This window comes from Streptomyces sp. NPDC079167, assembly GCF_040686735.1.
Lineage (GTDB): Bacteria > Actinomycetota > Actinomycetes > Streptomycetales > Streptomycetaceae > Streptomyces.
Genome location: NZ_JBFBLO010000001.1, coordinates 266,904 through 283,818, shown reverse-complemented (window position 1 = coordinate 283,818; position 16,915 = coordinate 266,904). Strand labels below are relative to the sequence as shown.

Genomic DNA, 16,915 nt, shown 5'->3' with positions numbered 1-16,915 from the left:
TTCACCACCCGAGACCCCCGACGGCACCGCGCCGCCGGGGGTCTTCGTACGCGCCGGTGCGGACCTGCCCGGTTCTCGCGGTGGACGCTGCGTAGGGTGGGTGTCACCCGGACGGCTCAGGCCGGGGAAGTGTGACGTTCGTGAAGGGATGCGTTGTACATGGCGATCGAGGTCGGCACGAAGGCTCCGGATTTCGAGCTGAAGGACAACCACGGGCGCACCGTGAAGCTCTCTGATTTCCGTGGTGAGAAGAACGTGGTGCTGCTCTTCTACCCCTTCGCCTTCACCGGTGTCTGCACGGGGGAGCTGTGCGCGCTCCGCGACGAGCTGCCCAGGTTCGAGAACGACGACACGCAGCTGCTCGCCGTCTCCAACGACTCGATGCACACCCTGCGCGTCTTCGCCGAGCAGGAGGGCCTCGAGTACCCGCTGCTCTCGGACTTCTGGCCGCACGGGGAGACCTCGCGGGCGTACGGCGTCTTCGACGAGGACAAGGGCTGCGCGGTGCGCGGCACCTTCATCATCGACAAGGAGGGCGTCGTTCGCTGGACCGTCGTCAACGGCCTGCCGGACGCGCGCGACCTGAACGACTACATCAAGGCACTCGACTCGATCTGATCCGGCCCGGCCTGACAGGGCTTGTACGGGATCCGGGGTTTGCGACCCGCCTGATCCGGGGATCTCCTGGCCGCGACCGGCCAAAAGCCTGTTTTGGCCGGGAACCGGTCACTAGGATCCAATCGTTGATCCGATGCCAACGCACGACGGGGGCGCTGGTGTCTGCCGGCCCTCTCAAAACTTTTGGAGGACTCGTGGGAGTCAGCCTCAGCAAGGGCGGCAACGTCTCGCTGACCAAGGCCGCGCCGAACCTGACCGCGGTCATCGTGGGTCTGGGCTGGGATGCCCGGACGACCACCGGCGGTGACTTCGACCTCGACGCCAGCGCGCTGCTGACGAACGCCGAGGGCAAGGTCGGCAGCGACGGGAATTTCGTCTTCTTCAACAACCTCAAGAGCCCCGACGGCTCGGTCGAGCACACCGGTGACAACACCACCGGTGAGGGCGAGGGCGACGACGAGGTCATCAAGGTCAACCTCGCCTCCGTCCCGGCCGACGTCGACAAGATCGTCTTCCCGGTCTCGATCTACGAGGCCGAGAGTCGTCAGCAGAGCTTCGGCCAGGTGCGCAACGCGTACATCCGCGTGGTGAACCAGGCCGACAACACCGAGCTCGCCCGCTACGACCTGAGCGAGGACGCCTCGACGGAGACCGCCATGGTCTTCGGCGAGCTCTACCGCAACGGCGCGGAGTGGAAGTTCCGTGCCATCGGCCAGGGGTACGCCTCGGGTCTGCGCGGCATCGCGCAGGACTTCGGCGTCAACGTCTGAGCCGGTCCGGGGGAGCCCCCGGACACCCGCAGCTCCATCGCGTCCGGCGTCGCACCCTGTGCGGCGCCGGACGTGCTCGGCAGGGCGCTCCGCGTCCGCCGGGCCCGGAAGACCGTCCATCGACTCGGGGAGGACACACCATGGGCGTCACGCTCGCCAAGGGAGGCAATGTCTCCCTCTCCAAGGCCGCACCCGATCTCACCCAGGTGCTGATCGGGCTCGGCTGGGACGCACGATCCACGACGGGAGCCGACTTCGACCTCGACGCCAGCGCACTGCTGTGCCAGTCGGGCCGGGTCCTCGGCGACGAGTGGTTCGTGTTCTACAACAACCTCACCAGCCCCGACGGCTCCGTCGAGCACACCGGCGACAACCTCACGGGGGAGGGCGACGGCGACGACGAGTCCGTCATCGTCAACCTCACGCAGGTGCCGGCGCACTGCGACAAGATTCTTTTCCCGGTCTCGATCCATGAAGCCGACAATCGCGGGCAGACATTCGGTCAGGTGGCCAATGCCTTCATCCGCGTGGTGAACCAGGCGGACGGCCAGGAGCTGGCGCGGTACGACCTCAGCGAGGACGCGTCGACGGAGACGGCGATGATCTTCGGTGAGCTCTACCGCTACGGCGGCGAGTGGAAATTCCGTGCAGTCGGACAGGGGTACGCGTCAGGGCTGCGAGGCATCGCTCTAGACTTCGGGGTCAACGTTTCGTAAAGCCGCGCACGGCGCGGGGGAGCCCCGTACTCAACCGGGGGAGACCCGTTACATACACGATGGGGTAGCCAGTGCTTCTGAAAACCTTCGGCTGGTCGTTCGCGGTTACCGCGCTCGGCCTGGTCGCAGCGGTGTTCTACGGGGGGTGGCAGGCATTCGGCGTCGTTGCGATCCTGTCGGTCCTGGAGATCTCGCTGTCCTTCGACAACGCGGTGATCAACGCCGGAATCCTGAAGAAGATGAGTGCCTTCTGGCAGAAGATCTTCCTCACCATCGGTGTGCTCATCGCGGTCTTCGGTATGCGGCTGGTCTTCCCCGTCGTGATCGTGGCCATCAGCGCTCAGCTGGGGCCCATCGAGGCCATCGACCTGTCCTTCAACGACCCTGACAGGTACAAGGAACTGGTGACGGACGCCCATCCGTCCATCGCCGCCTTCGGTGGAATGTTCCTGCTCATGATCTTCCTCGACTTCATCTTCGAGGACCGTGACATCCAGTGGCTGCGCTGGATCGAGCGTCCGCTCGCCAAGCTCGGCAAGGTCGACATGCTGTCGGTCTGTGTCGCGCTGATCGTCCTGCTGATCGCGGCCATGACCGTCGCGACCCACGCGCACCAGCACGGTGGCGGCCACGCCGACAAGGCGGAGACCGTCATGCTCTCCGGCATCGCCGGTCTGATCACCTACCTCGTGGTCGGCGGTCTCTCCGGCTTCTTCGAGAACAAGCTCGAGGAGGAGGAGGAGCGCGAGCACGAGGCCGAGGAAGAGGCCAGGAAGTCCGGCAAGTCCCCCTCCGCGGTGGTCCTGGCCGGCAAGGCCGCGTTCTTCATGTTCCTCTACCTCGAGGTCCTCGACGCGTCCTTCTCGTTCGACGGTGTCATCGGCGCCTTCGCCATCACCAACGAGATCGTCCTGATGGCCCTCGGCCTCGGTATCGGCGCCATGTACGTCCGTTCGCTCACCGTCTACCTGGTCCGCCAGGGCACCCTGGACGACTACGTCTACCTGGAGCACGGAGCGCACTACGCGATCGGCGCGCTGGCGGTCATCCTGCTCGTCACCATCCAGTACGAGATCAACGAGCTCATCACCGGTTCCGTCGGGGTCATCCTGATCGGCTGGTCCTTCCTGTCCTCGGTGCGGCGCAACAAGGCGATCGCGGCGGCGGGCGGCGATTCCAAGGTGGAAGTGTCCTCCGGGGTGTGACCCGGTAAGGATTGAGGAACGCTCTCTCTGCGGGGCGGCCACGGCGGCGGTTCTCCGGGAACACCCGGACCCGGCCCGGCGGCCGCCCCGCAGTGACGTGCGGGGGTCGCGCATTACCACCGATACATAGGGGGGTTGGGATGGCCTTCTGGGACGGCCTGTTTCCGCGGCGGGCCGCGCAGTTCGAGTCGGGTAACTCCGCGACGAACTCGATCGTGCTCTCCAAGCGCAACGCCACGGTCTCGCTGAACAAGCAGGGTGCCCTCTCGGGCAACCTGCGCGTCAACCTGTCGTGGCGGATGCGTACATCGGACTTCGGCGGAAGGTCGCGGCAGAGCGGCCGGCTGCTGCGTCCGCTGAAACTCTTCAAGCCCGACGTCGTCCAGGCGCACACCCAGGGCATGGTCAACGTCGACCTGGACCTGGGCTGCATGTACGAACTGGCGGACGGCACCAAGGGCGTTGTTCAGCCCTTGGGCAACCTCATCGGCGACCTGAACGTGGCGCCGTACATCAGGCTCAGCGGCGACGACCGCTTCGGTGCGCCGTCCGGCGAGACCGTCTACGTGAACCTCGACAAGCGCGACGAGCTCAAGCGCCTGCTGTTCTTCGTGTACATCTACGACCAGACCCCGGCCTTCGACCGTACGCACGCCAAGGTGACGCTCTACCCGGGCAACGGCCCGCGCATCGAGATCGAGCTGGACGAACGGGCCCCGCAGGCACGTTCCTGCGCGGTGTTCACGGTGGAGAACGTCAAGGGCGAGCTGATCGTGCGCCGCGAGGTGAAGTTCGTCTACGGCTTCCAGTCGGAGCTGGACCGGATGTACGGCTTCGGCATGCAGTGGGGACGCGGCTACAAGACGCGGGCCTGAGTGCGCACCGTGAAGGGCGGCCGCCCTTCCGGTTCACGACCGGAGGAACTGCGGACCCTGCGGGGGGAGCACGAAATTCGGGTCCGGGGCGTGCGCCGCCGCCGCGGCGGGCTGCGGGTAGCCGTAGGCCGGCTGCGCCGGGGCGGGCTGCGGGTAGCCGTAGGCCGGCTGCGCCGGGGCGGGCTGCGGGTAGCCGTAGGCGGGCTGAGGGGCAGCTGCGGGAGGCTGCGGGTAGCCGTACCCGGGCTGAGGCGCCACGGACGGCTGCGGGTAGCCGTACGCCGGCTGCTGGTGCTGGACCGTGGCCTGGGAATCGGGAGAGGGCGCGGTGGCCTCCGGTGCGGACACCTCGGGGGTGCTGGGCACGGCCGCCGGGCCCGGCTCGGAGGCGGCCTCCGCCTCGTCCACCGAGATCCCGAAGGCGGTCGCCAGCCCGACGAGACCCGTCGGGTATCCCTGGCCCACCGCCCGGAACTTCCAGCTGTCGCCGCGCCGGTACAGCTCGCCGCAGATGATGGCGGTCTCCTCACCGGTCTCCGCACGCACATCGAACACCGCGAGCGGATCACCGTCGGCGGACGCCGCGTCGTACAGCGATATCCGCAGGTCCGTCACACGTTCGAACGCCTCTTCGTCGCAGGACGCGGCGATGACCACCTGGTCCACCGAGGGGTCGAGCGCGGACAGGTCCGCCTCGATCGTGTCCGTGAGCCCTTCGGGGCCGCTGCGCTTGGGCAGGCGGCGCACAAGGCCCGACGGGTGCCGCGGCTGGTTGTAGAAGACGAAGTCCTCGTCGGAACGCACTTGCCCGGAGGGGCCGATCAGCAGGGCGGAGGCATCCACATCAGGGACCCCGGCGCCGGGGGTCCATCGCAGCACGGCCCGTACGGCCATGGCGTCGAGAGGGACGTTCGAGCCCTTCAGCATCGCGTGCGTCATGGCGGTCATCCTGCCTGCTGGGGTGGTGTCCGGACAACGCGGGGGTACGAACCAGTAGGCCAGGCAGGGTTCGCGAGGGGCACGCAGGCGCGCCGCGCGGGGTGTGAGATACGCCGGGGACACCTGAAGTTCATAAGGGCGGGGAACCGGCGACACCTCTCCGAACGTACTATTACCGGCCGTACGTTTATCCGGTCCAACAGGCAGTACGGGGGAATCACATGCGTCATTTCGGGCATATCTCGCCCGCTGTCCGGGACAAGCTGTTCTTCAGGGAGCCCTGCGAATTCGACTCGGATTCCTCCTCCCGCCTGCTGTCCACGGCACTCGGAGCCACGCTCTACAGCCCCGCGACCCGGCCCAGGCTGGCCGACGACGTGATCAAGCAGGGTGGCCAGGGAGTGGTCTCCATGGTGCTCTGCCTGGAGGATTCCATCGACGACGCCGAGGTGGTCGGCGCCGAGGCCAATCTGGTCCAGCAGTTCGCCGACCTCGAGGCGCGGGACGCCGATGTGCCGCTGCTCTTCATCAGGATCCGCGAGCCGGAGCAGATCTCCGACCTCGTACGGCGGCTCGGCAGCTCCGTCCGATTGTTGTCCGGATTCGTACTTCCGAAATTTACGGAGGAGCGGGGCGAGCTCTTCCTGGAGGCACTCACCGCGGCCGAAGCGAGCGGTGGGCACCGGCTTTTCGCGATGCCCGTCCTCGAATCCCCCGAGCTGCTGCACCTGGAGACCAGGGGCGAGACCCTGCGGGGAATCTCCCGCACCGTCGACAAGTACCGCGACCGGGTCCTGGCGCTGCGGCTCGGCGTCACCGACTTCTGCTCCGCCTACGGTCTGCGCCGGGCTCCCGACATGACGGCGTACGACGTCCAGATCGTCGGCGCCGTCATCGGCGACGTCGTCAACGTGCTGGGCCGGTCGGACGGCACGGGCTTCACCATCACCGGGCCAGTCTGGGAGTACTTCCGGCTCCAGGAGCGGATGTTCAAGCCCCAGCTGCGCCGCAGCCCCTTCATGGGCCAGGCCGAGGAGCTGCGCACCGCGCTCATCGAGCACGACCTCGACGGGCTGCTGCGTGAGATCGAGCTGGACCGGGCCAACGGCCTGCTCGGCAAGACCTGCATCCATCCCTCGCACGTCCTGCCCGTGCACGCGCTGTCGGTCGTCAGCCACGAGGAGTACAGCGACGCGCAGGACATCCTGCGGCCGGAGCGGGGCGGCGGCGGAGTGCTGCGCTCCGCGTACACGAACAAGATGAACGAAGTGAAGCCCCACCGCGCCTGGGCCGAGCGGACCCTGCTGCGGGCCGAGGTCTTCGGCGTGGCCCGCGAGGACATCGGCTTCGTGGAGCTCCTGGCCGCCGGCGTGACGGCCTGAGCGCGCGCATGGACGGGTACGGGCGAGCGGACGAGCAGACACGGGAAGAGGCAGTGGACGTGGAGTGGTCGGGTAACTGGGTCGCGGAGCGGCTCGGGGTCGAGCTCGTCGGCGACGGGGAGCTCAGGGAGCTGCTGGGCCTCGCCCTGCGCCGCAATCCGAAGCGGGCCCATCTGCTGGTGTCGAACGTCCTGGGCAAGCACGTGCCGCAACGGCCGTCCGTCGTCCACGGCGTGGGCTTCGAGCTCGGCGAGCGGGTGCGGAACCTGCTGGGGGAGGCGGAGGCCTGCCGCGCGGTCGTCCTCGGCTACGCGGAGACGGCGACGGGCCTCGGCCACGCCGTCGCGGACGGGCTCGGGGTGGCGCCCTACCTCCACTCGACCCGGCGCCCCGTCGCCGGTGTCGCCCAGGCCGGCGGCTTCGAGGAGGCGCACTCGCACGCCACCTCCCATCTGCTGCTGCCCGAGGACCCCGACCTGCTGCACGCCCCGGCGGAGGGCTCCGTGCTCGTCCTGGTCGACGACGAGTTCTCCACCGGCAACACCGTGCTCAACACCGTCCGGGCCCTCCATGCGCGCTACCCCCGCGACCGGTACGTCATCGTCGCCCTGGTGGACATGCGCTCCGAGGCCGACCGGGGGCGGCTCGCCGAGTTCGCCGAGGAGATCGGTGCGCGCGTCGACCTGGTGGCCCGCGCCCGGGGCACCGTGCGCCTGCCCGACGGCGTCCTGGAGAAGGGCCGGGACCTGGTGGCCGCGCACGAAGCGGGACACGCGCCGGACGAGCCCCCCGCACCACGGGCCGCCCCCGTACGCGTCGCCTTGGACTGGCCGGCCGGCGTGCCCGACGGCGGACGCCACGGTTTCACGCCCGTCCACCGCGCGGCTCTGGAAGCCGCTCTGCCGGGCATGGCCGCCCGGATCGCCGACGCCGTGGGCGACGCCCGCAGGGTGCTCGTCCTCGGCTTCGAGGAGCTGATGTACGCGCCCCTGCGGCTCGCCACCGCGCTGGAGGACGCCACCACCGCCGACGTGCGCTACTCCACCACCACCCGCTCGCCCGTCCTCGCCGTCGACGACCCCGGCTACGCCATACGCAGCCGCCTCGTCTTCCCCGCCCACGACGACCCCGCGGACGGACCGGGCGACCGGTACGCGTACAACGTCGCGGGCGCGGGCTTCGACGCCGTCGTCGCGGTCGTCGACTCCGCCGCCGACACCCCCGCCCTGCACGCCCCGGACGGACTGCTGGCCCGGCTCGCGGGCCACACCGACCAGGTCGTGCTCGCGGTCGTCCCCTCGTACGTGCCGACCTCACACAGGCAGGAAGCCGCCATGCTGCCCGAACCCCTTCGGGGACCCGCCTTCTCCTCCTACGCGGCGGACGACGTCGGCTGGCTGCTCCAGGACCTCTCCGACACGGCCCTGGAGGCGCCCACCGAGGAACGCGAGGAGGCGATCCAGAGCGGCGGCGCGCACTACGCCGAGTCGCTGCCCGTCGAGTACCAGCCCAGCCCGCAGTACCAGGAGCTGTTCAAGGCGGCCCTGGAGACCTCGGCGGCCCGTATCGCCCGGGCCGTCGGCACCGTCACCGAGACCGTCCTGGCCGAGAGGGGCCCCCGCCCCGTCCTGGTCTCCCTCGCCCGGGCCGGCACCCCCGTCGGGGTCCTCATGCGCCGATGGGCCCAGCACCGGCACGGTCTCGACCTGCCGCACTACGCCGTCTCCATCGTCCGGGGCCGCGGCATCGACGCCAACGCGCTGCGCTGGCTGGCCGCCCACCACGACCCGGCGGACGTCGTCTTCGTCGACGGCTGGACCGGGAAGGGTGCCATCACCCGCGAACTGGCCGCCGCGCTGGAGGAGTTCGGCGGCTTCGACCCGGAGATCGCCGTACTGGCCGATCCAGGCGGCTGCGTACGGACGTACGGCACGCGCGAGGACTTCCTCATCCCGTCCGCCTGCCTCAACTCCACGGTGTCCGGGCTGATCTCCCGTACGGTCCTGCGCTCCGACCTGGTCGGGCCGCACGACTTCCACGGCGCGAAGTTCTACAGCGAGCTCGCCGGTGCCGACGTCTCCGGCCTCTTCCTGGACACGGTCGCCGCCCGCTTCGACGAGGTCGGCGACGCGGTGGACGCCGAGGCGAAGGAGCTGCTCGCCGCGGACCGCGCCCCCACCTGGGAGGGCTGGGCCGCCGTCGAACGCATCAGCGAGGAGTACGGCATCCACGACGTGAACCTGGTCAAGCCCGGCGTCGGCGAGACCACCCGGGTGCTGCTGCGCCGCGTCCCCTGGAAGATCCTGGCCAAGCGGGGAGCCGGCGCCGACCTCGACCACGTACGGCTGCTCGCCGAGCAGCGCGGGGTCCCGGTCGAGGAGGTCGGGGAACTCCCGTACACCTGCGTCGGGCTGATCCACCCCAAGTACACCCGCGGCGCCACCGGAGCGGACGGCACGGCGGTGACGGCGAAGTGAGCGACACCGTGACCACGCCTGACGACGCGAACACGGGCGGGAGCGCCCCCGTGACCCTGGTGGCCAGCGACCTGGACCGCACCCTCATCTACTCCGCGGCCTCCCTCCAGCTGACCATGCCGGACGAGCAGGCCCCCCGCCTGCTCTGCGTCGAGGTGTACGGCGGCGCCCCCCTCTGCTACATGACGGAGACGGCCGCCGCACTGCTCGACCAGCTGGCGCGCACCACGGTGTTCGTCCCGACCACCACCAGGACCCGGGAACAGTACGGCCGCATCCACCTGCCCGGGCCCGCCCCCCGGTACGCCATCTGTGCCAACGGCGGACACATCCTGGTCGACGGCGTCTCCGACCGGGACTGGCAGGACCACGTGGCCCGGCGGATCGCCGGCGAGTGCGCCTCGCTCGGAGAGGTCCGTGCCCACCTCCAGGCCGCGGGCGACCCCTCCTGGCTGCTCAAGGAACGGGTCGCCGAGGACCTCTTCGCCTACCTCGTCGTCGACCGCGGAGCCCTCCCCGAGGGCTGGGTCAAGGAGCTGTCCGCCTGGGCGGACACCAAGGGATGGACCGTCTCGCTCCAGGGCCGCAAGATCTACGCCGTCCCCAAGCCGCTCACCAAGAGTGCCGCGATGCACGAGGTGGCCCGCCGCAGCGGTGCCACGCTGACGCTCGCCGCCGGTGACTCGCTCCTGGACGCCGACCTCCTGCTCGCCGCCGACAGGGCCTGGCGCCCGGGCCACGGCGAGCTGGCCGACTGCGGCTGGGGCGCGCCCAACACCGAGGTGCTCCGGGAGCGGGGCGGCGCCGCGGGCGAGGAGATCCTGCGCCGCTTCCTGCGCGCCGCCGACCCCCTGCGAGTGAATTACTGAGCACTCGCGGGCGATCTTCGGCAAGATGGCCGGGCCGCCGACCCGAGGAGACGCCCATGACCCAGGGAAACAGCACCGAGATCACCGACGAGCTGTACGCGTACACACTGGCGCACAACCCTCCGCTGGACGGGGTGCAGCGCGAGCTCGTGGAGACCACGTACGCCGAGCTGCCCGACCACGCCGGCATGCAGTCCGCACAGGAACAGGGGCCGCTGCTCGCCTTCCTCGTCAGGCTGACGGGGGCCCGGCACATCGTGGAGGTCGGCACGTTCACGGGCTTCTCGGCCCTGTCGATGGCCCGGGCGCTGCCCGCGGACGGCGTGCTGATCGCCTGCGACATCTCCGAGGAGTGGACTGCGTACGGCCGCGAGGCCTGGGAGAAGGCCGGTGTCGCCGACCTGATCGACCTGCGGATCGCGCCCGCCCTGGACACCCTGCGCGCGATGCCGGCCGAGCCGCACATCGACATGGCGTACCTGGACGCGGACAAGGGTAACTACATCGCGTACTGGGAGGAGCTGGTCCCGCGCGTCCGCCCCGGCGGGCTCGTCGTCACCGACAACGTGCTCTTCCACGGAGGCGTCACCGACCCGCTGGCGACCGGGGCCGCGGCCGCCATCCGGGGCTTCAACAACCATGTCCGCGCCGACGACCGGATGGAGAGCGTCATGCTGACGGTCGCGGACGGGCTGACGCTCTCGCGCAAGAAGTAGCGGGGCCGCCGCCCCGGTCCCGGCTCAGGCGGCGGATCAGCCGCAGCAGCCCCCACCGCAGCAGCCGCCGCCACCGCCCGAGGGAGCCGCAGCGGGCGCGGAGGAAGCCGAACCGCCGCCCACCGCCACGGTGGAGAGCAGCTTCACGGTGTCCTCGTGCCCGGCGGGGCAGGAGGCGGGGTCGGACGACTCGGCCATCGGGCGGCTGAGTTCGAACGTCTCGCCGCAGGGGCGGCAGCGGTACTCGTAACGAGGCATGGCTCCAGATTAGAGCCTCTTCCCCTTCGTTACCTCGGGCATCGGCGTGCGGGGGCGGCGCTCCTCCCTCGCGACCTGCTCGGGGTGGCGGGCACGCCAGTACGGATTGTCGTGGGGCAGGCCGCCGCTGACCCTTCCGTACATCCCGAACATCATCAGCAGCAGCCCGACCACGAAGCTGAACAGCACGTTCTGCATGCGGAAGGCCAGGAAGTTCATGCCGCCGTCCAGCAGGGCCAGATTCACGAACCCGCTGAGTATGAAGAGGATGCCCAGGACCATGTTCAGCGTCGAGGCGAAGTTCCCGCCGATGACCATGCCGACGAAGAGCAGCAGTCCGACGCAGATGGACAGGATGCTCAGCGCACCGTTGGTGTTGAGGCCCGCCACCGTGTCGCCGCCGGTGTCGAAGAAGCCGATACGGTCGATGAGCCCCAGGATCCCGAAAGCCACCAGCAGCAGGCCCATCAGGCCCGCCCCCATGCGGTAGACCCGGCTGAGGCGGTGGTCGACGGGGAGGTGATCGTCGAGGACCGCCTTGCGGCGGGCGGGCTTGCCGGGCCGGCGCGTGGGATGCAGGACGTGCGTGGCCATGACGGCCTCCTTCGGCCGGGTGCGGCCAGGGACGCCTCAGCGGGAGCCGCTGCGTACCTCCAGGATCGACCCGCGGACCGCCGCCGACAACTCAGCCCTGTCCGCCGCCTCCGGCGCGCTCGCGCCACCGGGCCCGGACTCAGCTTCTGCCCGGCGCACCCGCCGCCTCCGGCGCGCTCAGGTGCCGCCGCCCAGGTCCTCGCGGATCGCGGAGACCACCCGGGTCGCCGCCTGCCGCACGGCCTCGGTCTCCGTGAGGAAGTGCCAGTAGTCGGGGTGGCGCCCGTCCAGCCCTTCGATCGCCCGCTCCAGCCGGGCCACGGCATCGTCGAGCGGGCGGGCGTGCCGCGGGTCGGGCGTGTTGCGCCCGGCCATGGCGAGGCGCTGGGCGTCCCGGATCGCGAACCTGGTGCGGTCGATCTCCGCCTGCGGGTTCTTCGCCACCGCGTCGAGCCGCCGCAGCCGGTCCCCGGCGGCGGACACCGCCTCGTCGGTCGCGTTGAGCAGCGCCCGGACCGTGCTCAGCCGGGACGTCGCATCCGGCCAGCGCTGCTCGGACCGCGCCTCGGCGGCCTCCGCCAGCTTCGCCTCGGCCTGCCGGACATTGACCGCCGCCTGCTCGGGAACCGGCTGCAGGTCCTGCCAGCAGGCGGCCGAGAAACGCCGCCGCAGCTCGCTGAGCACCGGCTCGACCTGTCCGGCGCGCGTGGTCAGCGCCTGGGCCCGGGTGCGCAGCGACACCAGCCTGCGGTCGATCTCGGCGGCCCGCTCGGGAAGCTGCTCCGCCTCCGCCCGGATCGCTTCGGCGTCCCGCAGCACCTTGTCCGCACGCTGCAGGGTCTCCGCCACACCGTGCTGTCCGGCGCCCTGGTTGAGCTTGGTCAGCTCCGGGGCGAGAGCCGCGAGCCGGGCCGCGAGATCGTCCGCCCGCAGCCCTGACGCGCGCACCGTGTCCAGCGCGTTACTCGCGGCGAGCAATGCCTGGCGACCCCGCTCCACAGCGGGAGCGAGCCGCGCGAGCTGGGACTCGGCGCTGCTGAGCAGCGTCCCGAGCCCGTGGGCGAACCGGTCGAGCTCACCCTTCACCCGTACGAGATCGTCCTTGGCCCGGGTCAGCTGGGTCCGCGCACCGGCCGCCGCGGAAGGCTCCAGATCGTCCCGGTCGAGGTCATGGGCGTCGACCGCGGTGATGTACTCGTGGCTGACCGCGTCGATCCGCCGGCCCAGCGCCGCGAAGTCGTCCACGGCCTTGCGGGCGCGGGGCGAACTGTCCACGGCGGTGATCGTCTCGATCGAGATCCGCAGATCGCGCTGGGCGGTGTCCAGCTCGTAGAAAGCGGCCGCCGCCGCGTCCTTCGCCGCCTGCGCGTCGGCGCGCTGATTCTCCCCGCGCCCCCCGAACCAACGGCGCGTACCCCCGCCCGCGAAGGCGCCGGGCAGCGCCGTGGCGACCAGCGGGACCGGCAGCAGCATCAGCACCAGGACGTCCCTGACGGCGGAACCAACACTCGCTTTCGCCTGCGGCTGCGTGTGTGTCGCCGTCACATCCCTCTCCCGTGCCGATTCGCCCTGCCCGGTTCATTCTCCCACCAGTTAGGACGAACGCACGGGCCGGTTAGTTCGCACTTCGGACGGTGACTTCACCGTTGTCGCTGCGCGCCCTCACCACGTGCTTGCTGCTCTCGCTCCGAGGCACGTCGACGGACACGTCACCGTTGTCGGCCTGGGCGGACACCGCGTACGTACTCTTCCCGGCCGGCAGATCGATGGAGATACTCCCGTTGTCACTCACCGTGTCCACCAGGTCCGGGACCCGTGCGAACCCGATCCGCACCGCCCCGTTGTCCGAACGGGCGATCACGGAACTCCCGGAGATCCGCTCAGCCGCGACCGAGCCGTTGTCGGAGACCAGCTCCAGCGGCCCGGAGATGTCACGCACGTCGACGCCGCCGTTGTCGGCGGTGATCTTGAGCGGGGTACTGAAGCCGGACGCGGTGACCTTCCCGTTGTCCCCCTGCACGGTCAGGGCCAGCCCACGGGGCACCTTCACCTCATGGTGCGCCTCACAGTTGCTGATCACCGCGTGGCACTTCACCCGGAGCCTCAGCTCGTCCCCCTCGAGCTTCCACACGGGATCCGGCCCACTGCCCAGCACGACCCACCCGTCGACCCGGCGGGTGACCTCGATCTGCTCCACGTCGGCCGGCACGAGATCCAGGGTCGAGTTCTCGGCGTCGATGGTGAGCGCGTCCCCGCTGAACGCGAACGACTTGTGCTCGGCGGCGGAGTCCTCGGCATCCGCACTCCCGCAGCCACTGAGCGCGGCCACGAGGAGCACGGTACCTGCGGTGGCCACGAGTGCGTCGGTGCGTCGTGTACGGATGGTCATGGTGTCGGGTCCCCCTGAGAGCGCCGGCGAATGTGCCTCCACCGTATGTACGGGCCCACCCCCGCGACGATCCGGACGGCTACCGTCTCGAGGGTGGGGGTAACCCCCGTACGCCGGGCCCGCGGTCCGCAGGCCCTGACCGGACCCCGCCAGGAACCGGATTGCGGCCGGGGGGCGCGGGCCATGTAACCTGTTGCCTCATCCACGGGTGCGTAGCTCAGGGGTAGAGCGCTGCTCTTACAAAGCAGATGTCGGCGGTTCGAAACCGTCCGCGCCCACCAGCACAAAGGCCCCCAACCGATCATGGGTGGGGGCCTTTGACATCTACTTCTGACATCAACGGGCGTGGTCACCCACGGTCGGGACGCTGCCGCTTCAGCATGCGGTCCAGGTGACTCACGGCCTCGCGCTGCGTGTCCTGGACGACGTGGGCATAGATGTTCATCGTGACCGCGATCTGACTGTGCCCGAGGATCTCCATCACGACACGGGGCGGGACGCCGGCCGCGGTCAGCAGCGTCGCGCAGCCGTGACGGGCATCGTGCAGCCGGATCACACGGAGCCCGGCAGTTCCGGCAACCCGGGTGAACGAGCGGTACAGGTTGCGCGGCTCGATCGGCCGACCGGATCGGGTGGTGAAGACGTAGCCCGTCTCCTCCCACTGATCACCGGCAGCCTCACGCAGGGCCGCTTGCCGTAGACGTTCCCAGCGGAGCGGAGCGACGCACAGGGCAGGCAGGGGAAGCGTCTGCTTCCTGCGACGCCCCTTGGGATCGTCCTCGTATGCCTCACCGCGGACACGCTGCCGCTGAGTGCGGACCCGGATCTCCCGCTTGTCGAGGTCCACGTTCTCCCACCGAAGGCCGACGATCTCCCCACGGCGGAAGCCGAGCGCGATGGCGAGGACGAAGGCCGCGTAGAGCGGGTCCTTCCTGGCGGCGGTGAGGAAGGTCAAGGTCTCGTCGAGCGACCAGGGGGAGAGGTCCCGCGCTTCTGCCGAGGGCGGCTCCACGAGGGTCGCCACGTTCCGCATGACGAGTTCCTCCCGGCAGGCAGCCGTCAACGCTGTACGCAGGACGCGGTGGGACTCCTTGGCGGTCGCTGCGGTGGTCTGCTGCTCCAGCCGGACCAGGAAGCGCCGGACGTCAGCGACGCTCAACGATTCGAGGCGCTTCGAGCAGAGCATGGGCACGAGGTAGAGGCGGATGTGCGTCTCGTACTTCGCGTAGGTCGTGCGCTTGCGGCGCGGCTTGATGATGTTCTCCAGCCAGTAGGGCAGCCACTCGGAGAGCTTGGCCGACCGCGTAGGCACGGGTACACCCTGGTCCACCTTGGCGAGCAGGTCACGGCGCTTGGCGTCGCACTCGGCCCAGGTCTTGCCGTAGGCGAACTTCCGGGCGCGGGTGCCGTCCGGCTGGAGGACGTAGACCGCGGCTTGATAGCGACCGTCCTTGCGCTTGGTGATGGTGCCCGCGCCGTTCGGGTTGCGCTTGCGCTGGGGAGGCATCAGGCGGCTTCCTCGATCTCGTTGACGATGAAGTCCCGTACGGCGTCGGCGGGGATGCGCCGGGCCCGGCCGATGGTGATGGAGGTCAGTCGGCGGGAGCGGATCAGGTCGTAGACGGTGGAGCGTCCGAGCTTCAGCCGCGCCATGACCTCGGGCACGGTGAGGAGTTCGGCGGTGGCGGTCGTCACGATGCGGCTCCTTCCAGAGCGAGTTGGTCTTGCAGCTCGGCGCGGTGTTCGCGGGCGGTTTCGCGGTTGTGTTGGATGTCGCGGTGGATGTTGGCGGCGAGCCAGGATTCGCCGGGGGTGTGTCCGTTTCCGGCGTAGGCCCAGTGGGCGAGCGTGAGCGTGGTGGCTTCGGGGTGGTCGTCGGGGTCGGGGAGGCCGAGGGCGGCGCGTTGTTCGGCGGCGCGGTAGTCGGCGCGGGTCTGGCGGAGGGCTCCGAGGGTGGTGGAGTAGGCGCGGGATTTGGTGGAGAAGTGGCCGCGGAAGCCGAGCATGTGGGCCCAGTCGCGGAGCTTGCGTTCCGGGTAGGCGTGGTGCAGGTCCAGGCACGCTTCGATCAGCCGCCGGGGGTGCTCGGGCACGTCGAGGAGCACGAGGGCTTCTTTGTTGCCGATCCGGTGGTCGACGGTGCCGGTGGTCTCGGCGGCTTTGGTGGCGTACTTGGCGACGTAGGAGGCGACGGCTTGTTCGGTGAGGTCTTCGCCGTTGCCGAACGCGCCGATGGGCTGCACGTCGAGCTGCGTGCCCCACCGCAGCGTCCACCCCTGGGTGATCCCGGCTTCCGAAACGGCCGGCACAACCACTTCGACGCGGGCGGCGGCGGCGCGGATCGCGTCGTCCAGGAGGTCGAGGGTGGCCCAGGCCGGGGGAGGGGTGTCGGGGCCGTCGGGTCCGTCGAAGCGGATGACCGCGTGGAAGTGGACAGCACCGCGCTTCTGGTACTCCGCGACCTTGCCGAAGGACACCTTGGACTGTTCGCGGGCGGCTTTCTGGGTGAGTCCGGCGCGGCGGGCGATTTCGCGGCGGAGGTAGATCGTGAAGTAGCGCCAGAGGTCGGATGCGTGGTTGTTCCACAGCACCGCCCCCGTGTAGTCGTAGGTGCTGGGGTCGAGGGGCGTGCCCAGCTCCGGTGCGTCCTCGGGGTGCCGGGTCCCGCAGCGGCAGGTGCGGTTGCTGGGCCGGTTGTGGACCGGGCCGAACGACGGGGCCGTCAGCGTGGCGAAGACCCGGGGGTGATCCCGAATCGTGGTGGGGGTGCCTTTGTCGGGGTCGCCGGTGAGTCCGGCGCGGATGAGGTGGTAGGTGTCGCCTGCGTAGGTCCAGGCGCAGGCGGGGCAGCGGGAGGCGCGGCGGTTGCCGCAGGCGATCCGTAACCGGCCCCCGGGCTCGGTGTCCGTGGAGTAGTGGTGCAGCAGGGTGCCGGTTGCCCGGTCGATGGTCTTGGTGGCACCGGTGAGGTGGATGGGCTGGGAGCAGCCTCCGGTGCGGCGGAGTTGTTCGGTGAGGCGGTCGAAGCCGGGAGACCCGGCCACCCGGAGCAGATCGCCCAGGGTGGCCGGGTCCAGGCCCGCCGCGGTCGCAGCGGTGGTCATAGC

17 protein-coding genes and 1 tRNA gene are annotated in these 16,915 nt (G+C 70.1%); 10 read left to right on the top strand and 8 right to left on the bottom strand.

Going from position 1 to position 16,915, the window contains the following annotated elements:
- The first annotated feature begins 159 nt into the window (after positions 1-159).
- The 5 genes from AB0P41_RS01390 to AB0P41_RS01370 all read left to right on the top strand — a co-directional run bounded on the left by AB0P41_RS01390 (position 160) and on the right by AB0P41_RS01370 (position 4,184).
- Complete coding sequence (locus AB0P41_RS01390; RefSeq protein WP_356707531.1) at positions 160-618, top strand: peroxiredoxin; 459 nt, start codon at positions 160-162, stop codon at positions 616-618.
- 194 nt (positions 619-812) lie between these two features.
- Positions 813-1,388 (top strand): TerD family protein, encoded by a 576-nt coding sequence (locus tag AB0P41_RS01385; RefSeq protein WP_356707530.1) that lies wholly within the window; start codon positions 813-815, stop codon positions 1,386-1,388.
- A gap of 140 nt (positions 1,389-1,528) precedes the next feature.
- Positions 1,529-2,104 carry a TerD family protein gene (locus tag AB0P41_RS01380; RefSeq protein ID WP_356707529.1) on the top strand — a complete coding sequence of 192 codons (576 nt, stop codon included), beginning with the start codon at positions 1,529-1,531 and terminating at the stop codon, positions 2,102-2,104.
- 71 nt (positions 2,105-2,175) lie between these two features.
- Positions 2,176-3,309 carry a DUF475 domain-containing protein gene (locus AB0P41_RS01375; protein WP_356707528.1) on the top strand — a complete coding sequence of 378 codons (1,134 nt, stop codon included), beginning with the start codon at positions 2,176-2,178 and terminating at the stop codon, positions 3,307-3,309.
- A gap of 140 nt (positions 3,310-3,449) precedes the next feature.
- Positions 3,450-4,184, top strand: a complete 735-nt coding sequence (locus AB0P41_RS01370) for a Tellurium resistance (RefSeq protein ID WP_356707527.1) — start codon at positions 3,450-3,452, stop codon at positions 4,182-4,184.
- A 33-nt stretch (positions 4,185-4,217) separates the two neighbouring features.
- Here the strand turns inward: AB0P41_RS01370 and AB0P41_RS01365 are convergent, their stop codons facing one another.
- Positions 4,218-5,132: a TerD family protein gene (locus tag AB0P41_RS01365; protein ID WP_365929361.1), complete on the bottom strand. Its 915-nt coding sequence runs from the start codon at positions 5,130-5,132 to the stop codon at positions 4,218-4,220.
- A 212-nt stretch (positions 5,133-5,344) separates the two neighbouring features.
- Here AB0P41_RS01365 and AB0P41_RS01360 point away from each other — a divergent pair, with 212 nt between their 5' ends.
- The 4 genes from AB0P41_RS01360 to AB0P41_RS01345 are packed head-to-tail and all read left to right on the top strand — an operon-like array spanning position 5,345 to position 10,567.
- Positions 5,345-6,505 carry an HpcH/HpaI aldolase/citrate lyase family protein gene (locus AB0P41_RS01360; RefSeq protein WP_356707525.1) on the top strand — a complete coding sequence of 387 codons (1,161 nt, stop codon included), beginning with the start codon at positions 5,345-5,347 and terminating at the stop codon, positions 6,503-6,505.
- A gap of 8 nt (positions 6,506-6,513) precedes the next feature.
- A complete protein-coding gene (locus AB0P41_RS01355; RefSeq protein ID WP_365929359.1) occupies positions 6,514-8,982 on the top strand; it encodes a phosphoribosyltransferase in 2,469 nt (822 codons plus the stop codon).
- Positions 8,979-9,851: an HAD family hydrolase gene (locus AB0P41_RS01350; RefSeq protein ID WP_365929357.1), complete on the top strand. Its 873-nt coding sequence runs from the start codon at positions 8,979-8,981 to the stop codon at positions 9,849-9,851. The genes AB0P41_RS01355 and AB0P41_RS01350 overlap by 4 nt, the downstream gene beginning before the upstream one ends.
- Before the next feature lie 56 nt (positions 9,852-9,907).
- Positions 9,908-10,567, top strand: coding sequence for an O-methyltransferase (locus AB0P41_RS01345; protein ID WP_365929355.1), 660 nt, complete (start codon positions 9,908-9,910; stop codon positions 10,565-10,567).
- Positions 10,568-10,603: 36 nt separating this feature from the next.
- On the opposite strand, the gene AB0P41_RS01340 is transcribed toward AB0P41_RS01345, so the two are convergent.
- From AB0P41_RS01340 to AB0P41_RS01325, 4 genes are all read right to left on the bottom strand, one after another.
- On the bottom strand, positions 10,604-10,825 hold the full coding sequence (locus tag AB0P41_RS01340) for a zinc ribbon domain-containing protein (RefSeq protein ID WP_356707521.1): 222 nt from the start codon (positions 10,823-10,825) through the stop codon (positions 10,604-10,606).
- A gap of 9 nt (positions 10,826-10,834) precedes the next feature.
- Positions 10,835-11,419 carry a DUF4383 domain-containing protein gene (locus AB0P41_RS01335; protein ID WP_356707520.1) on the bottom strand — a complete coding sequence of 195 codons (585 nt, stop codon included), beginning with the start codon at positions 11,417-11,419 and terminating at the stop codon, positions 10,835-10,837.
- Positions 11,420-11,596: 177 nt separating this feature from the next.
- On the bottom strand, positions 11,597-12,964 hold the full coding sequence (locus AB0P41_RS01330; RefSeq protein WP_365929353.1) for a hypothetical protein: 1,368 nt from the start codon (positions 12,962-12,964) through the stop codon (positions 11,597-11,599).
- A gap of 70 nt (positions 12,965-13,034) precedes the next feature.
- Positions 13,035-13,808 carry a DUF4097 family beta strand repeat-containing protein gene (locus AB0P41_RS01325; protein ID WP_365929351.1) on the bottom strand — a complete coding sequence of 258 codons (774 nt, stop codon included), beginning with the start codon at positions 13,806-13,808 and terminating at the stop codon, positions 13,035-13,037.
- A 206-nt stretch (positions 13,809-14,014) separates the two neighbouring features.
- On the opposite strand from AB0P41_RS01325, the gene AB0P41_RS01320 reads away from it, so the two are divergent.
- A tRNA-Val gene (locus tag AB0P41_RS01320) sits at positions 14,015-14,089 on the top strand.
- Between the two features lie 68 nt (positions 14,090-14,157).
- On the opposite strand, the gene AB0P41_RS01315 is transcribed toward AB0P41_RS01320, so the two are convergent.
- Genes AB0P41_RS01315 through repSA form a run of 3 tightly spaced genes read right to left on the bottom strand, consistent with a single transcriptional unit; the run spans position 14,158 to position 16,912 of the window.
- A complete protein-coding gene (locus AB0P41_RS01315) occupies positions 14,158-15,315 on the bottom strand; it encodes a site-specific integrase (protein ID WP_365929348.1) in 1,158 nt (385 codons plus the stop codon).
- Complete coding sequence (locus AB0P41_RS01310) at positions 15,315-15,503, bottom strand: helix-turn-helix domain-containing protein (RefSeq protein ID WP_093693932.1); 189 nt, start codon at positions 15,501-15,503, stop codon at positions 15,315-15,317. Before AB0P41_RS01310 ends, AB0P41_RS01315 begins: the two co-directional genes overlap by 1 nt.
- A complete protein-coding gene (repSA, locus tag AB0P41_RS01305) occupies positions 15,500-16,912 on the bottom strand; it encodes a replication initiator protein RepSA (protein WP_365929347.1) in 1,413 nt (470 codons plus the stop codon). The genes AB0P41_RS01310 and repSA overlap by 4 nt, the downstream gene beginning before the upstream one ends.
- Positions 16,913-16,915 lie beyond the last annotated feature (3 nt).

Bases quoted from the DNA above. Each gene is read 5' to 3' on its own strand.
- AB0P41_RS01340 (WP_356707521.1), bottom strand. From the start codon at position 10,825: ATGCCTCGTTACGAGTACCGCTGCCGCCCCTGCGGCGAGACGTTCGAA.
- repSA (WP_365929347.1), bottom strand. From the start codon at position 16,912: ATGACCACCGCTGCGACCGCGGCGGGCCTGGACCCGGCCACCCTGGGC.
- AB0P41_RS01365 (WP_365929361.1), bottom strand. From the start codon at position 5,132: ATGACCGCCATGACGCACGCGATGCTGAAGGGCTCGAACGTCCCTCTC.
- AB0P41_RS01335 (WP_356707520.1), bottom strand. From the start codon at position 11,419: ATGGCCACGCACGTCCTGCATCCCACGCGCCGGCCCGGCAAGCCCGCC.
- AB0P41_RS01355 (WP_365929359.1), top strand. From the start codon at position 6,514: ATGGACGGGTACGGGCGAGCGGACGAGCAGACACGGGAAGAGGCAGTG.
- AB0P41_RS01325 (WP_365929351.1), bottom strand. From the start codon at position 13,808: ATGACCATCCGTACACGACGCACCGACGCACTCGTGGCCACCGCAGGT.
- AB0P41_RS01315 (WP_365929348.1), bottom strand. From the start codon at position 15,315: ATGCCTCCCCAGCGCAAGCGCAACCCGAACGGCGCGGGCACCATCACC.
- AB0P41_RS01345 (WP_365929355.1), top strand. From the start codon at position 9,908: ATGACCCAGGGAAACAGCACCGAGATCACCGACGAGCTGTACGCGTAC.
- AB0P41_RS01360 (WP_356707525.1), top strand. From the start codon at position 5,345: ATGCGTCATTTCGGGCATATCTCGCCCGCTGTCCGGGACAAGCTGTTC.
- AB0P41_RS01380 (WP_356707529.1), top strand. From the start codon at position 1,529: ATGGGCGTCACGCTCGCCAAGGGAGGCAATGTCTCCCTCTCCAAGGCC.
- AB0P41_RS01390 (WP_356707531.1), top strand. From the start codon at position 160: ATGGCGATCGAGGTCGGCACGAAGGCTCCGGATTTCGAGCTGAAGGAC.
- AB0P41_RS01370 (WP_356707527.1), top strand. From the start codon at position 3,450: ATGGCCTTCTGGGACGGCCTGTTTCCGCGGCGGGCCGCGCAGTTCGAG.